This is a genomic window from Thiomicrorhabdus sp. (assembly GCF_963662555.1).
In the GTDB taxonomy this organism is placed as follows: domain Bacteria; phylum Pseudomonadota; class Gammaproteobacteria; order Thiomicrospirales; family Thiomicrospiraceae; genus Thiomicrorhabdus.
Window position 1 is genome coordinate 2,147,904 of the sequence record NZ_OY759719.1, and the last position, 15,817, is coordinate 2,163,720.

18 protein-coding genes are annotated in these 15,817 nt (G+C 36.9%); 10 read left to right on the plus strand and 8 right to left on the minus strand.

Annotation, left to right across the window (positions count from 1 at the left end):
• Positions 1-17: 17 nt before the first annotated feature.
• Positions 18-851, plus strand: a complete 834-nt coding sequence (locus ACORJQ_RS09595; protein ID WP_321324026.1) for a MipA/OmpV family protein — start codon at positions 18-20, stop codon at positions 849-851.
• Positions 851-1,354: a COG4648 family protein gene (locus tag ACORJQ_RS09600; RefSeq protein ID WP_321324028.1), complete on the plus strand. Its 504-nt coding sequence runs from the start codon at positions 851-853 to the stop codon at positions 1,352-1,354. Before ACORJQ_RS09595 ends, ACORJQ_RS09600 begins: the two co-directional genes overlap by 1 nt.
• A gap of 58 nt (positions 1,355-1,412) precedes the next feature.
• Here ACORJQ_RS09600 and ACORJQ_RS09605 read toward each other — a convergent pair whose 3' ends face one another.
• Positions 1,413-2,483 carry a class I SAM-dependent methyltransferase gene (locus ACORJQ_RS09605; RefSeq protein ID WP_321324029.1) on the minus strand — a complete coding sequence of 357 codons (1,071 nt, stop codon included), beginning with the start codon at positions 2,481-2,483 and terminating at the stop codon, positions 1,413-1,415.
• A gap of 73 nt (positions 2,484-2,556) precedes the next feature.
• Here ACORJQ_RS09605 and ACORJQ_RS09610 point away from each other — a divergent pair, with 73 nt between their 5' ends.
• The 7 genes from ACORJQ_RS09610 (at position 2,557) to ACORJQ_RS09640 (ending at position 7,810) form a co-directional block, all read left to right on the plus strand.
• On the plus strand, positions 2,557-3,792 hold the full coding sequence (locus ACORJQ_RS09610) for a beta-ketoacyl-ACP synthase (RefSeq protein ID WP_321324030.1): 1,236 nt from the start codon (positions 2,557-2,559) through the stop codon (positions 3,790-3,792).
• Positions 3,792-4,604 carry a beta-ketoacyl synthase chain length factor gene (locus tag ACORJQ_RS09615; protein ID WP_321324031.1) on the plus strand — a complete coding sequence of 271 codons (813 nt, stop codon included), beginning with the start codon at positions 3,792-3,794 and terminating at the stop codon, positions 4,602-4,604. Before ACORJQ_RS09610 ends, ACORJQ_RS09615 begins: the two co-directional genes overlap by 1 nt.
• The gene (locus ACORJQ_RS09620; protein ID WP_321324032.1) at positions 4,601-5,050 is read left to right on the plus strand and encodes a hotdog family protein; all 450 of its coding nucleotides are present in this window, start codon (positions 4,601-4,603) and stop codon (positions 5,048-5,050) included. Before ACORJQ_RS09615 ends, ACORJQ_RS09620 begins: the two co-directional genes overlap by 4 nt.
• Positions 5,051-5,073: 23 nt before the next feature.
• Positions 5,074-5,808, plus strand: coding sequence for a 3-oxoacyl-ACP reductase FabG (gene fabG, locus ACORJQ_RS09625; RefSeq protein ID WP_321324034.1), 735 nt, complete (start codon positions 5,074-5,076; stop codon positions 5,806-5,808).
• A gap of 103 nt (positions 5,809-5,911) precedes the next feature.
• Positions 5,912-6,319: an ApeA family protein gene (locus ACORJQ_RS09630; RefSeq protein ID WP_321324036.1), complete on the plus strand. Its 408-nt coding sequence runs from the start codon at positions 5,912-5,914 to the stop codon at positions 6,317-6,319.
• Between the two features lie 4 nt (positions 6,320-6,323).
• Complete coding sequence (locus ACORJQ_RS09635; RefSeq protein ID WP_321324038.1) at positions 6,324-7,028, plus strand: YdcF family protein; 705 nt, start codon at positions 6,324-6,326, stop codon at positions 7,026-7,028.
• Between the two features lie 38 nt (positions 7,029-7,066).
• Positions 7,067-7,810 (plus strand): glycosyltransferase family 2 protein, encoded by a 744-nt coding sequence (locus tag ACORJQ_RS09640; RefSeq protein ID WP_321324040.1) that lies wholly within the window; start codon positions 7,067-7,069, stop codon positions 7,808-7,810.
• Positions 7,811-7,820: 10 nt separating this feature from the next.
• On the opposite strand, the gene ACORJQ_RS09645 is transcribed toward ACORJQ_RS09640, so the two are convergent.
• The 7 genes from ACORJQ_RS09645 to ACORJQ_RS09675 all read right to left on the minus strand — a co-directional run bounded on the left by ACORJQ_RS09645 (position 7,821) and on the right by ACORJQ_RS09675 (position 14,459).
• Positions 7,821-9,950, minus strand: a complete 2,130-nt coding sequence (locus tag ACORJQ_RS09645; RefSeq protein ID WP_321324042.1) for an MMPL family transporter — start codon at positions 9,948-9,950, stop codon at positions 7,821-7,823.
• A 191-nt stretch (positions 9,951-10,141) separates the two neighbouring features.
• Positions 10,142-10,741, minus strand: coding sequence for a LolA family protein (locus tag ACORJQ_RS09650; RefSeq protein ID WP_321324043.1), 600 nt, complete (start codon positions 10,739-10,741; stop codon positions 10,142-10,144).
• Positions 10,731-11,621: a lysophospholipid acyltransferase family protein gene (locus ACORJQ_RS09655; RefSeq protein ID WP_321324045.1), complete on the minus strand. Its 891-nt coding sequence runs from the start codon at positions 11,619-11,621 to the stop codon at positions 10,731-10,733. Before ACORJQ_RS09655 ends, ACORJQ_RS09650 begins: the two co-directional genes overlap by 11 nt.
• A complete protein-coding gene (locus ACORJQ_RS09660) occupies positions 11,614-11,937 on the minus strand; it encodes an ApeI family dehydratase (RefSeq protein ID WP_321324047.1) in 324 nt (107 codons plus the stop codon). Before ACORJQ_RS09660 ends, ACORJQ_RS09655 begins: the two co-directional genes overlap by 8 nt.
• A 2-nt stretch (positions 11,938-11,939) precedes the next feature.
• Positions 11,940-13,349, minus strand: coding sequence for an AMP-binding protein (locus tag ACORJQ_RS09665; protein WP_321324049.1), 1,410 nt, complete (start codon positions 13,347-13,349; stop codon positions 11,940-11,942).
• Positions 13,350-13,361: 12 nt separating this feature from the next.
• Positions 13,362-13,631: an ApeE family acyl carrier protein gene (locus tag ACORJQ_RS09670; protein ID WP_321324051.1), complete on the minus strand. Its 270-nt coding sequence runs from the start codon at positions 13,629-13,631 to the stop codon at positions 13,362-13,364.
• Between the two features lie 126 nt (positions 13,632-13,757).
• Positions 13,758-14,459 (minus strand): lysophospholipid acyltransferase family protein, encoded by a 702-nt coding sequence (locus ACORJQ_RS09675; protein WP_321324053.1) that lies wholly within the window; start codon positions 14,457-14,459, stop codon positions 13,758-13,760.
• A 362-nt stretch (positions 14,460-14,821) separates the two neighbouring features.
• Between ACORJQ_RS09675 and ACORJQ_RS09680 the strand changes: the two genes are divergently transcribed.
• A complete protein-coding gene (locus ACORJQ_RS09680; RefSeq protein ID WP_321324054.1) occupies positions 14,822-15,817 on the plus strand; it encodes an HlyD family secretion protein in 996 nt (331 codons plus the stop codon).

Below are 15,817 nucleotides of genomic sequence, written 5' to 3' on the forward strand. Positions count from 1 at the left end.
ATCTTAGACACCTACAAATGAAAAAATTACTTTTAATAACGATCTTATTTTCTTCTGGAATGCCTCAAGCTATTTACGCTGAGCCAAGCTTACCTAAGTGGGAGTTCGGTTTAGGTCCCGGCATGATTTCATACCCTGATTACCCCGGGTCAAAAGAGCAAAATACGCTTGTTTTACCTATTCCATATATTGTCTATCGCGGGAAAGATTTCTCTATTAATAACAATAAAGTGGTTAAACCTTTCTTTGAAAACAACAATTTTGAATTAGATTTAAGTGCTTCAGGCAACATCCCCGTTTCAAGTAAAGAAAATGCTAAACGGGCAGGAATGAATGATTTAGATGGTTCGATCGGACTAGGACCTGTTTTAAAATACGCCCTGTTTAACAACGGAGCCAATACCGTAAAATTTGAATTCCCATTTGAAGCAATTATTGCCTCTGACTTCAAAACCATACATACAGAAGGTTGGATAACCAGTCCAGGAGTTAGCTATTCTTATAAAAAGGCTTATTCAAGTAAAAATCGTATTGAATTAACAGCTGGCGTATCCGCTCAATACTCTTCTTCTGAATATCATAATTATCTCTACGGCGTTCCTCTCCAGTATGCATCGAATGAACGCCCTTTCTATAAATCGACAGAAGGGTTTTCTGGTGTGAACTATACCGTTGGCTTAAGTTATCATTTTGACAACTTTTGGCTTGGTGCCTTTTGGCATGGCTTTGACTTAAGCCAAGCCGTATACAAAGACAGCCCTTTGATTGATAATCAGTTTAGCCATACTTATGGTTTAACGCTTACCTGGAATTTTTTACGGTCTAAAGACAGAGTTTATGGATATGAATAATGGCGCATAAATTCATTTGGGGTCTAAGCATAACCGCGGGATTGTTTGCCTTATTCTATTGGGGTGATGCAGAAGTTAAAACCCTCATAGAGTCATTTACTTTTATCTTATTAACGCTGTTACTGACTTTATTTGCTTGGAGCCTACTTAAAGATAAAACCCCTATCATCACAAGATATGCTCTTTTAATGGATGCGGAAGATACTTTTGCAGAACGACAGTACACACGAATAGTGACCTGGATTTGGCTAAGTTTTTTATTAAGCCTATGGTTACTGAAATTAAACTCGCTATTTTTTCATTTCACGTTTTTATCGCTAAGCTATATCGCAGTGCTTTTCTATCTAGGGAGTGTTGTTTTATTTATTGGTGAGTTTTACATCCGGCAAATATTTTTACCTCATCATAGAGGTAGCTCTTTACTTACCTTTTTATACCGACTTTCAAAAATACCACTTAAACAAATCTGGCTGTTTGATAAAAATCAAAGAAACATCAAGTAAAAAGCCATAAAGTTTTGCTTATTTAAGCTTTTCTTTTTAAGGTTTTCTTATTTAAGATTTACTTTAATTGAGCTTCTAAAAGAGTGTGACCTTTGCCAATATTTTCTACGGTATTACAAACCGTCAACCCCGCCTCGTCCATAAAGCCCAGCATATCTGACAAACGATACATACGACTAGTACCATTGGCCAAGGCCGTGAAATACAGAGAGGTATTTACAACACAGAATGCCGCCTCTTCAAAACGTTGATTATCCCAATACGTTTCCAGAACAAATAGTTTGCTGTCTGCTGACATCGCTTGAGCGGCGCGTTTTAATATGGCAATAATATCTTCGTCCCCAAAACAATCTAAAAACTGACTCATCCAAATAACATCATAGCCAAGCGGTAAATCCTGAGAATGATCAAGCATATTGGTAGGAATAGTGTTGATTCTTCCCTGCAACCCGGCTTGCATAATATGCGTCTTAGCAACGGCTAACTGTTCGGGCAAATCAACAATCGTGATATTCACATTATCGTTATAGTTAGCCGCTGTCATTGAAAACTTACCGGTATTTCCGCCAATATCCATAAGCTTTTTAGGTGAACTTTTAAAAACATGAGGTAAAGCAATTGGAAAGGCATTATCTGAATAATAGTGATCAAACTCAAACCAACTAGATTTAGCCGGTTCAGGTAAAGCCGTTAGTGCTGGGTAGATAGTCGGCCAATCACCAAACGTTTTATTTAAGCCAACGGGTGTCGCTGAATCAATTGATTCTTCTAAATAGAACATCCCCAAATAATTCACATCATGGTTATAGTTCATATTAATTTGAGTCATTTCATCGTATAAAAACATCTGCCCCGTTTTGGTTACAAAATATTTTTCATCCTCAAACGCAACCACCCCTACACTCAAACAGGATTCCAAGACCACACGCACGCCATACAGTCTCATATCAACCTTTTCGGCCACTTGTTTTGGCGTCAGCCCTTCTGGTGTATCCGAAAGAAGTTGTAACAAACCTCGCTTCCAGGCAATTCTGACAGCCTGAAAAGTCATAGGCGAAAACGCAATCTTTTGTGCTTCATACATTGCTTGTTGTGCAGTCAGTTTTGAAAATTTAAATGGAAACTTCATTGGGATGTTATCTTGTTTTGTACTAAAATTGGCGTACATTATAGATTAAAAATATTCACGGAAATGTCGATTTATGTTCATTTTAGGCTCCTCTTTAGTTTCGCCATTAGGCCAAAACAAAGAAGCACACATCAAAGCATTAAAAACTGAAAAAACAGGATTATCAAATCAAACGAATTTTCATATAAGAATTCCCAGCATCAACACTTTCTTAGGTGTAGTAAACAATCTTGAAAACATACAGCTCCCCGAATCCTTTAAAAGATACGCTTGCCGAAACAATCAATTAGCTTGGCAAGCCCTGCAAGAGAATGGCTTTTTATCTAAAGTAAATCAACTGGTTAAAAAACATGGTCGTCATCGTATTGGTTTAGTGGTTGGTACCAGTACCTCAGGGATAGCGGCTACGGAACATCTTTTTAGAAATGAACTAAAACCTGATGAATATAATTACCAAACGACCCAGCAAATGGATTCTTTAGCTCAATTTTGTAGTCAAGCACTAGAGATAGAAGGTCCAAGTTTTGCCATATCTACCGCTTGTTCATCAAGTGCCAAGGTATTTGAAGTGGCACAACGTTGGCTAAATGCAGACATTGTAGATGCCGTCGTAGTTGGCGGAGTGGATACCTTATGTTTGACGACACTACACGGCTTTAATGCTTTAGGCTTGGTTAGTGAACAGATTTGTAAACCACTAGATCAAGATAGAAATGGCATTAATATTGGTGAAGCTGGTGGTTTTATGCTGCTAAGCAACACATCACCTTTTGAAGAATCCGCAGGCCCAGATCCATTGATTAAAGTTATGGGAGTTGGCGAAAGTAGTGACGCTTACCACATATCAACCCCACATCCAGAAGGAGAAGGAGCACAATTAGCGATGTTGGCCGCTATGCAACAAGCTAAGATTAGCATGGAAGATATTGATTATATTAATCTGCACGGCACAGCGACTCCTAGCAATGATCTCTCAGAAATCTCTGCTGTTGCTCACCTTTCTACAGAAGCCTCTCCAACTTGGGTAAGTTCTACCAAAGGCTTTACTGGACACACATTAGGTGCAGCAGGAATCACAGAAATCATTTTTTGCCAATGGCTACTAGAAGAACAGTTTGTACCAGCAAATTTGAATTTAACCCATTTAGACCCTCAGTTAACTGAAAAACTGCAACACTCCACGGTAAATATCCCTTTGGAAACCCTGCAACTTACAGAAACCAATCAGAAGCTACAATATGTCATGAGTAACTCCTTTGGGTTTGGCGGTAATAACGCCTCAGTGATTTTAAAAATGGAGTCAGTGTAATGAAAGCTCAAATACTTAGTATTGGTCTTACTGCACCAGGCCTGGTAAATTTTGAAAACTTTAAATCAATGATGCTACAAAACCAATCACCAGACACATCTGAAGCGTTAGAAAAGTACAGTCCAACCTTTCTGCCACCAAATGAACGTCGTCGCACTACCGCCACCATTAAGCTGGCATTGAAAACCGCTGAAGAAGCGCTCACTCATTTTCAACAGCGTTATCCGCAGGCAGACAGCAAATTACCCGTTTTATTTGTGAGTAAAGATGGTGATACCCACATCTCCGCCAGAATGTGCCAGACTGTTGCTGAAGAAGAACCGATGATATCGCCAACACAATTCCATAATTCGGTACACAACGCACCAGCAGGTTATTGGATGATAGGTCAAAAAAATCAATCCCCTGCGAGTGCTATTTCAGTAGGCCAGTACGCAATAGCAAATGGTCTATTAGAAGCGACATTGCAATCACAAAATTATGCAAAGCCAGTTTTAATGGTCATTTATGATTTGCCGTTAGATGATTTAATACCAAAGGATGCTTCACAAAATGCAGCCATTCCATTTGCTTTTTCAATGATTTTAGACGCCAGTGACTCAAATCAACAAACTGACTACCCTGCTCTTAATCTTTCAATTACACAACAGACTCCAACAGCCACTTCTTTTAATAATCCCTATTCAGGCTTACCTGCAGCAGAAGCCTATCCGCTTTTGCAATCTTTGGTGTTGTTTGAGTCAAACAGAGAAAGTTCAGAAATCCATTTTCCATTAAATCGAAATAACTTTATTAAGGTTTCTCTAACGTGACAGCAACATCTATTCTGAGCAAATCAGATATTGAAGCCATGATTCCACATGCTGGTGGCATGTGTTTATTAGAACAAGTTATCACTTTCTCCAATGAAGAGATTGTTTGCCGAACACAATCGCATCTCAATACAGACAATCCGTTGAAAACGGATGGCAAACTCTCAAAAATGCATTTAATTGAATATGGTGCCCAAGCGATAGCGGTACATGGTGGGTTACTGGAACGAGATTCAGATAATGACCAGCCTAAGCTAGGGTATATTGCCATGCTAAAAGCCGTAAAATGGGGAGATTTTGACCCACTCACGGAGTTTTTAGAGATCAAAGCAAATGCCGTTATGCGTGATGAAATCAGTAAACTCTACGAGTTTACGATTACCGACGCTCAGTTTGGATACGTTTGTTCAGCAAAAGTTATGGTAGTACATCCAAATTCGGATTAAAAAGTAGGTTCAACAGGCAAAATATGACAGAAAAATCAAGAATAAAAGCTCTCGTCACTGGAGGCAGTGGCGATATAGGAGCAAGCATCGCAAACCAACTTGCTATGGATGGTTATGAAGTTTGGATTCATGCTAACTCACAATTAAATAAAGCCGAATTACTCGCTGAAAACATCAATAATCAAGGAGGGTTAGCCCATGCAATTTGCTTTGATTTAACCGATGTTAATGCTGTAGAAGCTGGCCTTGAAAAGATATTAGCAACAGGACCTGTGCAAGTCTTAATCAATAATGCCGGTATTCATGATGATGCTGTCATGGCAGGAATGACACATCAACAGTGGCAAAAGGTCATCTCAGTTTCGCTGGATGGTTTTTTCAATGTCACCCAACCGTTATTACTTCCTATGATTAGAACTCGCTGGGGTCGCGTGATTAATATCGCTTCTGTAGCAGGAATTATGGGCAATCGTGGCCAAGCCAATTATGCCGCCGCAAAAGCAGGATTAATTGGAGCAAGTAAATCATTAGCACTTGAATTGGCATCACGTAAAATTACCGTAAATGTGGTTGCACCTGGTGTTATTGAGGGTGAGATGGCAAATTCTAGCTTTCCAACAGAAAGATTAAAACAAGTCGTCCCCATGCAAAGAGCAGGAAAAACCCAAGAAGTAGCCGATTTAGTCAGCTTTTTAGCCTCGGATAAGGCGAGTTATGTAACAGGACAAGTTATCTCTATTAATGGTGGAATGGTGTAAATTACTTATCATCAACACTATAAAATAATTTATAATTTTGAAATCAGGTTTTCGTAATAACTAAATAGATATACATTTATTTTCACCCTAAAAGGCAAACAATATGCAAATCAAGATGACTTTTAAAAACATTTTTTATATTTTCTCCGCTTTCCTTTTAACCCTATCTTTATCGGGTTGTGGAACTAAACCTGTACATGATGTTGAGCAGCATGCCGTGCCGTCAAATATTCAGTCTAGTAAACAAGTTAAAGATGCCATTATTAGAGCCGGAGCATCTTTAGGATGGATTATTAAAGTTAAAGACAAAACTCATTTAGAAGGAACTCTTTTATTGAGAACACATGTTGCTAAAATTAGCATTCCATATTCTAAAGATTCATATAGTTTGATTTATCAATCAAGTGAAAATTTAAATTACAATCCCGAAGATAAGACAATCCATAGCAACTATAATGGTTGGATTAGTAATTTAGATAGAAATATTCAAGTACAGTTAAGCGTGATGTAATCGGTTGAGAAATAGTTCTAATAGTTATCAACACAGAGTAGACGGGGATGGCATATTAATGCTATCCCTTTCTTTTATCTGGGCCGCAATATTGCTAGGTCTGCCTTTAATATGGCAGTTTTATCGAGCCTACAATGTAGCATCTAAAACAGCAGTTCCTAAAGAAACCATTGGCACTTGGATTATATTTGGAAAAAAACTACAACATAATCAATTAGATTTAGAATATAAACAACGAATAATTGCTGCCTATCAAGCTTTAGAAACACACACTCCTAAGACCTTAATCTTTCAGGGTGGATGCACTCATACCAATACAGTCAGTGAAGCACAAGCAGGCTTAAAATACTTCAATTCACTGTTCACAGAATGCCATCCCAACCAAAAGAAAAAGGTTAATATCCTCGTAGAAGACCAATCAAAAAACACTTTAGAAAATTTAAAACAGACTCGAAAACTGTTGCTTGAACAACAAGTACCGTTAAACGTAGTCGTTATATCAAATCGTTACCACTTATTACGCTGTTCAACAATAGCGAACAACCTAGGGTTCAAAAGTATTTGTTTACCTGCAGAAGCAACTTATCAACTTAATCTAAGCCAGGTATATAAATTATCTTTAGAAGCATTATTTTTAAACTGGTACCATACGGGTTTATTTCTCAGCAAAATTCTAAAAAACCAAAGAATGCTCAATAAAGTTTTATAAAACTACCAATAAATACCTGCAAAGGATGCCAAATTTAGATGACTAATTTTGCAATAGTAATCCCCGCTTACAATGAAACCTTAACCATCACCAATGTGATTACAGAGGCATTGAAACAGTCAAAAATTGTGATTGTGGTAAATGATGCCTCGCAGGATGATACCGCCGAATTGGTTCAAAAAACGAATGCCATTTTAGTGGATTTACCTGTTAATGGGGGTAAAGCAAAGGCATTACAAGCTGGTTTTGAGAAAGCGTTATCATTTGGGGTTGAGGCAGTTATAACTCTGGACGGAGATGCACAACATAACCCTGAAGATATTCCAAAACTGCTCGCTCATTTTGCAAAAAATCCAAACGATTTATGCATCGCATCAAGATTAAAAGATCGGAAAAACGCTCCACGTTCAAGACGTATTGCAAATAGCATTGCCGATTTTTGGGTCAGTTGGGCGGCAGGAAAACCCATTGCGGATAGCCAGTCGGGGTTTCGACTCTACCCTTCTAGCCTGCTTAAATTACTAAAACTACCTTATGAGAATAAATCAGGCTTTGTATTTGAAAGTGAAGTGTTAATTGACTCGGCTCACTTAGGCTATGGCTTTGCCTTTATTCCAATCGATACGATCTATGCAGAGAATAGAAGAGCGAGCCACTTTAGAGCGGGGTTTGATATTACTCAAATTACCTTAATGGTTGCAAAAAAACTATTAAGAAAAGGTATGAATTTACCAGGCCTGGTTAAATCCTTAACCCAGTCACCTAATATCATTCAAGATTAGCATTGTTATCTCAATAATCGTTTTTTATAGCCAATCTCTTGGACATAAAATACGACAAACTGTAAACCCAAAAAACGCCAATAAGCACCGTTAAGCCAATCGCATTAAGCAATGCTAATTGGCTTAAACTTAATATGCTAAACGAACCTATCGTAGTAAAAAATGCCACGAGTACTGAACGGTTCCATTCATTACCATCCTCCTTTTGCACAGCACCTTCAAAAAACAGTAATGCATAATCAATTCCAATCGCTGCTACCAGCATTAGACTCATTAAATGGAAAATACTCAGCGAAACATTCAGTAATGCAAAGGTCGCTAATGTAAAACCCATGGCCATTAAAATCGGAACTAAAACCGTTAATATTGGTTTGATATTTCGGTATTTCAACCAAAGACTCAAGGCTATCACCGCAATAATAAAACTGAGTATTTGGAAGAGTTTAGTACGAATCTCTGAAATTTGCTGGGCCACCAAACTTCGTTGATTAAAATAAATCAGGCCTGTATCACGATGCTTTGTCACAAAATCTTGGATTGCTTGATCCGATGACACGCCTGACAGATTAATCACACCAATCATTTGATCAGATATAGGCAATGCTAATTGCTTGGCTAACTGTGCGAAATTCCCTGACGAATCGATAAACTGAGCATACGTCAACAAAGGTAAGTTCTTACTCTGTTCTACGCTATTTACAAAGGATTGAAAATGTTTGCTTTTAAACCCCGTCCCCTCCACAGCTTGGCTTAACTCCGTTTTAAGGGAATTTAAATCAGGTAAAGTTTGTTGACGATGAGTTTGCTCAACTTGGCTAGGAAGAATCTGCGAAAGCATTTGAAACTGCGTTATTGCTCCTGAAGTTTTTAATGCATTTAACTCAGCCAATAAATCTTCTTCTTTTTGCAAAAGTGATTCAATGTTACTAGCGGGTAAAAGTAGTTTTTTTCCTGCTTCCTGATAGTTAAACAGCGTTCTTAATTGCTTATCTGTAGAAATTAAATCTTTTGAAACCGGACTTAAACTAGCGATATCATCCTGCCACTGGATTGGCTTGAAATATAAAACGGCTGTAATAATGACCAGGCCTGGTAAAACATAAAAAATCAAATTAGAAGAGCCACTAATACTGTTATTAACAGACTTTTTTAGGTTAGCTAAGTCATTAACCTCTTTCACCTCATCAAACTTATAAAACTCAGCCAAATATGGCCTGAGAGCATAAGTCACCAATAACGCCGATAACAGGCCACTTGAAGCAAATATCGCTATCTGTTGCAAACCTTCAATATTTGTCCACCACAACATCAAGAATCCAAACGCGCTGGTTAACGCCCCCAAACGAATCGTTGGCCATAGCCTTAATACCACAGATGTTTTTCTAGATTGATATGCAGAGATGGTGTGAATGGGGTAATCAATCGCCACACCTAATAAAATTGCACCTAAAGCCAAGGTAATCATCTGCATATGACCAAAGAAGCTAATTGTGCTTAATATCCCCACTAAAAAAGCAACCACCAGAGGTAAGCTGCTATAAAAAATGAGTTTAGTTGAGCGAAAGGCCACAAAAAGAGCTAAAAACACCATAACAACCGCTAAACTCGTAATCCAGTTAACCGCCTGTTTAATTTGCTGCTCGGCCTGTAAAGACACCCAGTCTGAGCCAGATAACTGAAAATGATCTTTACCTAAAATAGAGACTAGGTTGTCATAAATATCAGAAAGAACTTGAGGATCTTTTTGGCTATTAATCAATAATAATGCACGGTTATTTTCAACATTGACCCACACACCGTTTTCTTTGGCCAACTGCGAACTAGGTTTTAACTGCTTTTGATAGATTCCCCACTGAAAAGTAGGATCATCTAACAACCAGTGTTTATCCAATACAAATCCTAATTGGTACTCTTGCCATCTTTTCTTGATATCAGATTGAAGCTCTAAAGTCTCAAATTGTGTGAGTAAATAACGATAAGGGTAAAGTTTTGGTGGAGATTTACCTTGTAGTGGACTCTGAAAAATTTCTGAGCCATTTAAGACTTGTTTTACACCTGGCAAAATTAATAGTTGAGATTTAACAGACTGGCTCAGCTCATTCTGCTTTTGTTGAGAAGTCTCTGCTTTAATAGCAAGCATTAACCAACTCGTTGCCTGAGTTTCAGCCAATCGGTTTTTTAGGTACTGAGACTCAATACTCTGTTGGTTTGGAAAAAATTGACTGATGTTGTTTTGAAATGGAGATTTATTAAAATAAAACGTCCACCCAGCCCACAAAAAAATGAAAATAAAAATCCAGATTAATGGCTGAAAATTGAACAGGCGATTCATCATTTTAGTAATGTAGAATTCGTTGGCAGAGTTTGCAATGAAAGCTTTCGCCAATCCCCAGAAGTCTGGGTAAACAGAATCGATTGTATTTCAGTCTTATCACCCACCAATAATACTTCTTGAATCTGTTTTTTTAACTGATTAATTGGAATCAATCGGAGTTTCCAATGATTATTTTCTTCATCCAAAAAAACGAGTTGAAAGTCTTTTTTTACCAGAGCAAGCCTACCATTAAGAATATTCAGAAAAGTCCTTGAGAATAATGTAATTTCAGGAGAATTCTCAATAGATAACTCTAACTTACGATTGGGAAAATCAATCTTAACCACGTTATCAGAAAACGTTATTTTGCCCTCAAACGGCTTCCTATAATGCTGTTCAAGAAAATTAGGTGCACGATAATGCATCACACCCGACTTATTCTGTGAAATTTCAAGCAAAGGATCAAACTGCTCTTCAGTAAAAAGTTTATCTGCACTTTCAACCTGACTCCAAGCCTTAAATAAGGTAGCTACATCCATCTGATTAGAAAAGGCTAATCCAGGAAAACACAGGCCAATTAGAGCAATGACTTTAAATACATACAGGTTACACTTCATGATCAGCTTCAATCCAATAAGGGTAAAAGTTAAACCAGTTATAGGGTGATTTTTTACACTGTAAAGCCAATGCATCGGCAAAAGTTTGAGCAATCATTTGTACAGTATCATTAGGATTTGGCTTCATTTGTATGTATTCAACATAATAACGGTTTCCTCCCTCATATCGAGAAAAGAAAAAATTAGTGGGAAATGGATAACGCTTAACCATCTCGAAAATACCCGCTGGTAGCAAAATCTTATCACCTAAAAAATCAACCAACAATGTCTTGCTGTCTCCTATCGGCCTATCTGCTAACAGTGCAATAGAGGTACCCGACTTTAAATTTTCATAAATTTCAAAAGTCGTTTCCAATCCTTTATATGCGATAACATTTTCATAAAATTCTGGATTCAATTGTTTCATCAAATTAACAACAATTTGATTATGCTCAAGCTTAATAACGGGCTTTATTTCATAATGCTTATCCATCGCCTGAGTTTTAAGAGCGTCCACACTGCCAAAGTGACCACTTAAAAAAAACTGCCCAGGACTATCAACAAAGGAATCAATAACTTCTTGTCGCTGATGATAAGTAATGGTGAATAAATGATATTTACCTGTTAAAAAATAAACCCTATCCAACAAAACGGCAGCGAACCAAAAAAAATGTTTATAAACATGAAAAATACTCGGTTTTACTGGCAAAACCTTAGATAAATAATGCCTTGAAACCTTACGTTTTTGGGGAGCAATCAATACATAAAACAATACAATCGGATAAAGCAACAAACGTACACTCCAACGTGGAAGTTTTATGGCTAAATTGATAATTAAACTAAGCCAAAAGCCGTTAGACATCTCTTTTTCTTGCTGCCAACTTGAGTTCGGTTTATCCATCGTTAAACTCTGCACATTTGATTTTGCCAGTGACTTTTTTTTGGCCCGAAACAACATGATTTAAATTGAAAGATAGCGTTTTATGTTCATGTAATCGATTCAGATCGATTTCAATTTCAATCACCTCTTCAGGAAGAGTCGGAGATAAAAACTTTACTTGAATTAACTCAATGATTTCCCAACCAGCCAGATGCTTTTTAATCATTGACTCAAGCTGTTCCAGCAAGACGACGCCGGGTACAATTGGGTTCCCTGGAAAGTGTCCTGCCAGACTTGGATGTTTTGCAGAAATTTTAAATGAATCAACTTTTTTCATAACTACTCATTAAACATTCTAAGAATCTTGCGAGGCAACATTTCAAATAAGTCACTATATAAAACCTTACCTAACTCATTTCTAGGAAGCTTTGGCATATAAAAAATCGACCTCGGCAAAAAAGAAGGGTCGATACATTTTCTAAGTTCGGCCAAAATATCCGATTTAGGTAATGTGGACACAACAAAAACCGCTAATCTTTCAGAGGTTTTACATTGAATAAAGACGCCTTCAACAATACCAGAAATCCCTTGTAAATGGGTATTGATTTCCGAAAGCGAGGCTCTTTTACCTGCCACCTTAATCAGATCTGTACTACGTTTTCCGAGTCTAAAGCTAGCTTCATCCAAACACTCTATTTTGTCATTTAACGGTTGAAAACTATCCAAGCCTTTTGTTTTTACCAAAACACCCCCATCTCGGGTTTTGGTAAATCTTACACCTGAATAGCACTGCCAAACGTCTGACTGAGCGGTTTGCCTTGAGGCTATAGATGCGGTTTCTGTACTCCCATATACTTCAAAAACACTAACATTCATTTCACATTCAGCTTGCAGTGCTAACTCTCTAGTTAAAGGAGCGGTTGCTGACAATAATCGACTCAGACTATTCGGCCATTCAGTTGAAGAAGACACAAGGTTTTTAATATGTAATGGTGTTGATACAAGCAAACTTGGTTGCCCTTTATTTGCATTTAAAGCATGAACAATCTCTTCTGGAAACATTGGCTTATCAAACCAAATAGATGCCCTTGAGAACAGAGGCCAAAATATTGAAGTTTCAAGACCAAACATATGTTGCGAAGGAACTGTTGTCACCATATAACAAGGCTCCATTAGAGAGAATCGTTCTATCGCTAACTCTGCTGAGTTAATCATATTACGCCAAGTTTTAATGATTTTTTTGGGCAGGCCTGTTGAACCAGAAGTATAGAGCCAAATCTCTGAATCTTGTATGCTCTCCAATGTATCGCTTAACCACTGATCGCTAATCTCGGTATTTGAATCTTTCACACCTTGAATAACTTTATCAATCTCAACCGACTGAATCTGATTCTGACTTTCTAAAGAATGCGGTAGATCATCACTAAGAACCATAAGTTCTGGCATATCGACTTTTAAATTAGATAAGGTTTTATCTGCCAAATTAGGAGGTAAAACAACACGACCTTTTTGCATGGCAACGGCTAATAAAGCGATAAGAAAATGGTGTCGCTGCTGGTATAGCAACAATAAAGAAAAGTGTGAATTATGATTTTTATCGAAAAGAAGTTTGCGGAATTGCTCCGCAGCTAAAAACACTTCTTTTCGAGTTAAGGCTTTCTCTTCATTTTGATGAAGTATAAATGGCTCTGACAACCAAGCCTGGTGAAAACCTTCCTGAGATTGACTTGATAAATGAGGTAAGAGCATTACTGAAAATAATCAGCTCTTTTTATTTTTTTGAACATAATCAGTTAATGAAGCAACTGATGAAAAAATCTCATTAACATTTTCATCCCCTGCACCGATTTTAACGCCATATTTCTTACTCAATTCCAAGGAGATTTCAAGTGCATCAATCGAGTCTAAACCTAATCCATTTGTAAAAATTTGATCATCAGGTTTAATGTCTTGGGCTTCAATATCTTCAAGGTTTACAGCTTCTATAATCAACTCCGCTATTTCAAGCTGCTCAGATGTTAATGCCGACATAATTTTGTTCCTAACTATTTAACTAATTTTTAAAGATGCATATTATACAAGAAAACAGTATAAACACGCATAATAAAGCTCTAATGTACTCAAGGTTTATTCATTAAAACAGAGACAATATAGTGTTTATTGGTAGGCTTTTTTAAACCATTCCTTAGTTTCCAAATTGATAGACTTAATATCCTTATCAGAAACACCATTCAATTTTTTTACATAGACTTCAACTACACCTGGTTTTTTGATAAAAGTACCTTTAGGCCAAAATTCACCCGCATTATGGGCAACCAAGTACACTGGTACATTTTCTTGCTTAGCTAAAATTGCACCGCCTGAATTAATATCAGATTCTTCTCCGGGTTTAATACGAGTACCACCTGGAAAGATAACAACCCAAAAATTATTTACTAAAGCTTTGTGTCCCTCTTTTTTTACTTTTTTTATCGCTTCAAAAGTTTTATTTCGATCAATTAAAATGGATTCAATAATGACCAAAATAAGACCAAAAAAAGGTATGTGTTTAAGCTCTTTTTTTACAACATTGATTTGTAAAGGAAAAATAGAATGAAATGCTAATGCTTCCCAAGTCGATTCGTGTCTAGATAAAATGATACTTGCTTGATCTTCAACAAGACTATCATCGTAATGAACAACATGCTTAATATTACAAGTAAGCCTTAACCAAATTAGACTTATACGCACACCAAGACGCATAAACTGTAGACGTCTTTTTAAGGGTAGCACTTGTAACATTAAGCCTATTGTCGCAAATACAACAACATTAGAATAATGTCCTAAATAAAAAAGTAGTGATCTTATTGCCAATATCATTGGATTTACTATATTAGATTCATTGAAATACAAATTAAGTTTGATGCATTATAAGGAACTAAAAAAAATTAGCTAAAAAATTAACCAATTCAATTCATAACTCTCTTTGTCACATAGTCGTCTAAATACATGTAGAGCTTAACCACAGCTTGCTAATATCTAACATTCATACCTAAAAACCATGCAATCTTTCAATGTGTTAAAAGAATTTAGCAACTTGAAGAATGACTTCAATGTAAAAAATTACTTAATTTACTCTCAAACACATTCAACAGTTCGTACAGACTACTATCTTAAAAGTTAGCTACAATTTCTTATAAGAAAAGAAATATGTAAACAAAAACATTAATAGGATTTTGCTTATGAAATGGTTAAAAAAATTGCTCATTTTGGCTATCTTGATAGCACTTGGCTCAGCAATCTATTTTTGGTGGCAATATCAAGCTCAGTACCCTTCTACTAATGATGCCTATGTAGATGCCAACCGTGTATACATCAGCCCACAAGTTCAAGCTCCCATTCAAGAAATTAAAGTTAAGCCTTTTGAACACGTTAAAAAAGGTCAGCTGTTGTTACGCTTAGATCCAAGTCAATTTAATCTGGCTTTAAACCAAGCACAGGCTCAATTAACTCTGGCCAAAACCCAAGCAGTATCTGCCCAAGCCAATATTGACAATGTTCAATCACAAAAGAAAGAGCTCCAAAGTGAATACGATTATTTGTTAATCGATAATAAACGTATTCAAAGTATGACTAAAAAAGGACTCTCTTCTCAACAAAAAGAAGATGAAAGCACATATAAACTCAAAGAAACAAAGTCAAAATTAAATGCAGCAGAATCAGCAATAAGAGCATCACAAGCAAAATTATCTGAGGCTCAAGCACAAATTGCATCGGCTAATGTTGCGGTAGATTTAGCTAAATTAAATCTGCAACGAACCTATGTTACTGCACCTGATGATGGTGTCTTAGGAGACTTTAATGTGCAGCCAGGTCAATATGTGAATACCGGTGAGAAGTTGTTTCCATTGATTCGTGATGATAGTTATTGGCTTATAGCCAACTTTAAAGAAACTGATTTACCCAGGATTAAAACAGGGCAATCCGCCAAGATTGTTTTAGATTTAGCTCCAAATTTAGTTTTGACGGGTCATGTTGATTCCATCAGCCCTGCTAGTGGTTCTGCATTTTCAATGATACCTTCACAAAATGCGACAGGAAATTGGGTAAAAGTGACTCAACGTTTTCCTATTAGAATCCATATAGATATGACTAAAAATGATAGCAAAGCCCTCCAAGCTTTAAGAGTTGGTGCAAGTGCTACCATAACTTTAGATACCCACTCTACTACTGAGTAA

Bases quoted from the DNA above. Each gene is read 5' to 3' on its own strand.
- ACORJQ_RS09595 (WP_321324026.1), top strand. From the start codon at position 18: ATGAAAAAATTACTTTTAATAACGATCTTATTTTCTTCTGGAATGCCT.
- ACORJQ_RS09600 (WP_321324028.1), top strand. From the start codon at position 851: ATGGCGCATAAATTCATTTGGGGTCTAAGCATAACCGCGGGATTGTTT.
- ACORJQ_RS09605 (WP_321324029.1), bottom strand. From the start codon at position 2,483: ATGAAGTTTCCATTTAAATTTTCAAAACTGACTGCACAACAAGCAATG.
- ACORJQ_RS09610 (WP_321324030.1), top strand. From the start codon at position 2,557: ATGTTCATTTTAGGCTCCTCTTTAGTTTCGCCATTAGGCCAAAACAAA.
- ACORJQ_RS09615 (WP_321324031.1), top strand. From the start codon at position 3,792: ATGAAAGCTCAAATACTTAGTATTGGTCTTACTGCACCAGGCCTGGTA.
- fabG (WP_321324034.1), top strand. From the start codon at position 5,074: ATGACAGAAAAATCAAGAATAAAAGCTCTCGTCACTGGAGGCAGTGGC.
- ACORJQ_RS09630 (WP_321324036.1), top strand. From the start codon at position 5,912: ATGCAAATCAAGATGACTTTTAAAAACATTTTTTATATTTTCTCCGCT.
- ACORJQ_RS09640 (WP_321324040.1), top strand. From the start codon at position 7,067: ATGACTAATTTTGCAATAGTAATCCCCGCTTACAATGAAACCTTAACC.
- ACORJQ_RS09645 (WP_321324042.1), bottom strand. From the start codon at position 9,950: ATGCTTGCTATTAAAGCAGAGACTTCTCAACAAAAGCAGAATGAGCTG.
- ACORJQ_RS09650 (WP_321324043.1), bottom strand. From the start codon at position 10,741: ATGAAGTGTAACCTGTATGTATTTAAAGTCATTGCTCTAATTGGCCTG.
- ACORJQ_RS09655 (WP_321324045.1), bottom strand. From the start codon at position 11,621: ATGGATAAACCGAACTCAAGTTGGCAGCAAGAAAAAGAGATGTCTAAC.
- ACORJQ_RS09660 (WP_321324047.1), bottom strand. From the start codon at position 11,937: ATGAAAAAAGTTGATTCATTTAAAATTTCTGCAAAACATCCAAGTCTG.
- ACORJQ_RS09665 (WP_321324049.1), bottom strand. From the start codon at position 13,349: ATGCTCTTACCTCATTTATCAAGTCAATCTCAGGAAGGTTTTCACCAG.
- ACORJQ_RS09670 (WP_321324051.1), bottom strand. From the start codon at position 13,631: ATGTCGGCATTAACATCTGAGCAGCTTGAAATAGCGGAGTTGATTATA.
- ACORJQ_RS09675 (WP_321324053.1), bottom strand. From the start codon at position 14,459: ATGATATTGGCAATAAGATCACTACTTTTTTATTTAGGACATTATTCT.
- ACORJQ_RS09680 (WP_321324054.1), top strand. From the start codon at position 14,822: ATGAAATGGTTAAAAAAATTGCTCATTTTGGCTATCTTGATAGCACTT.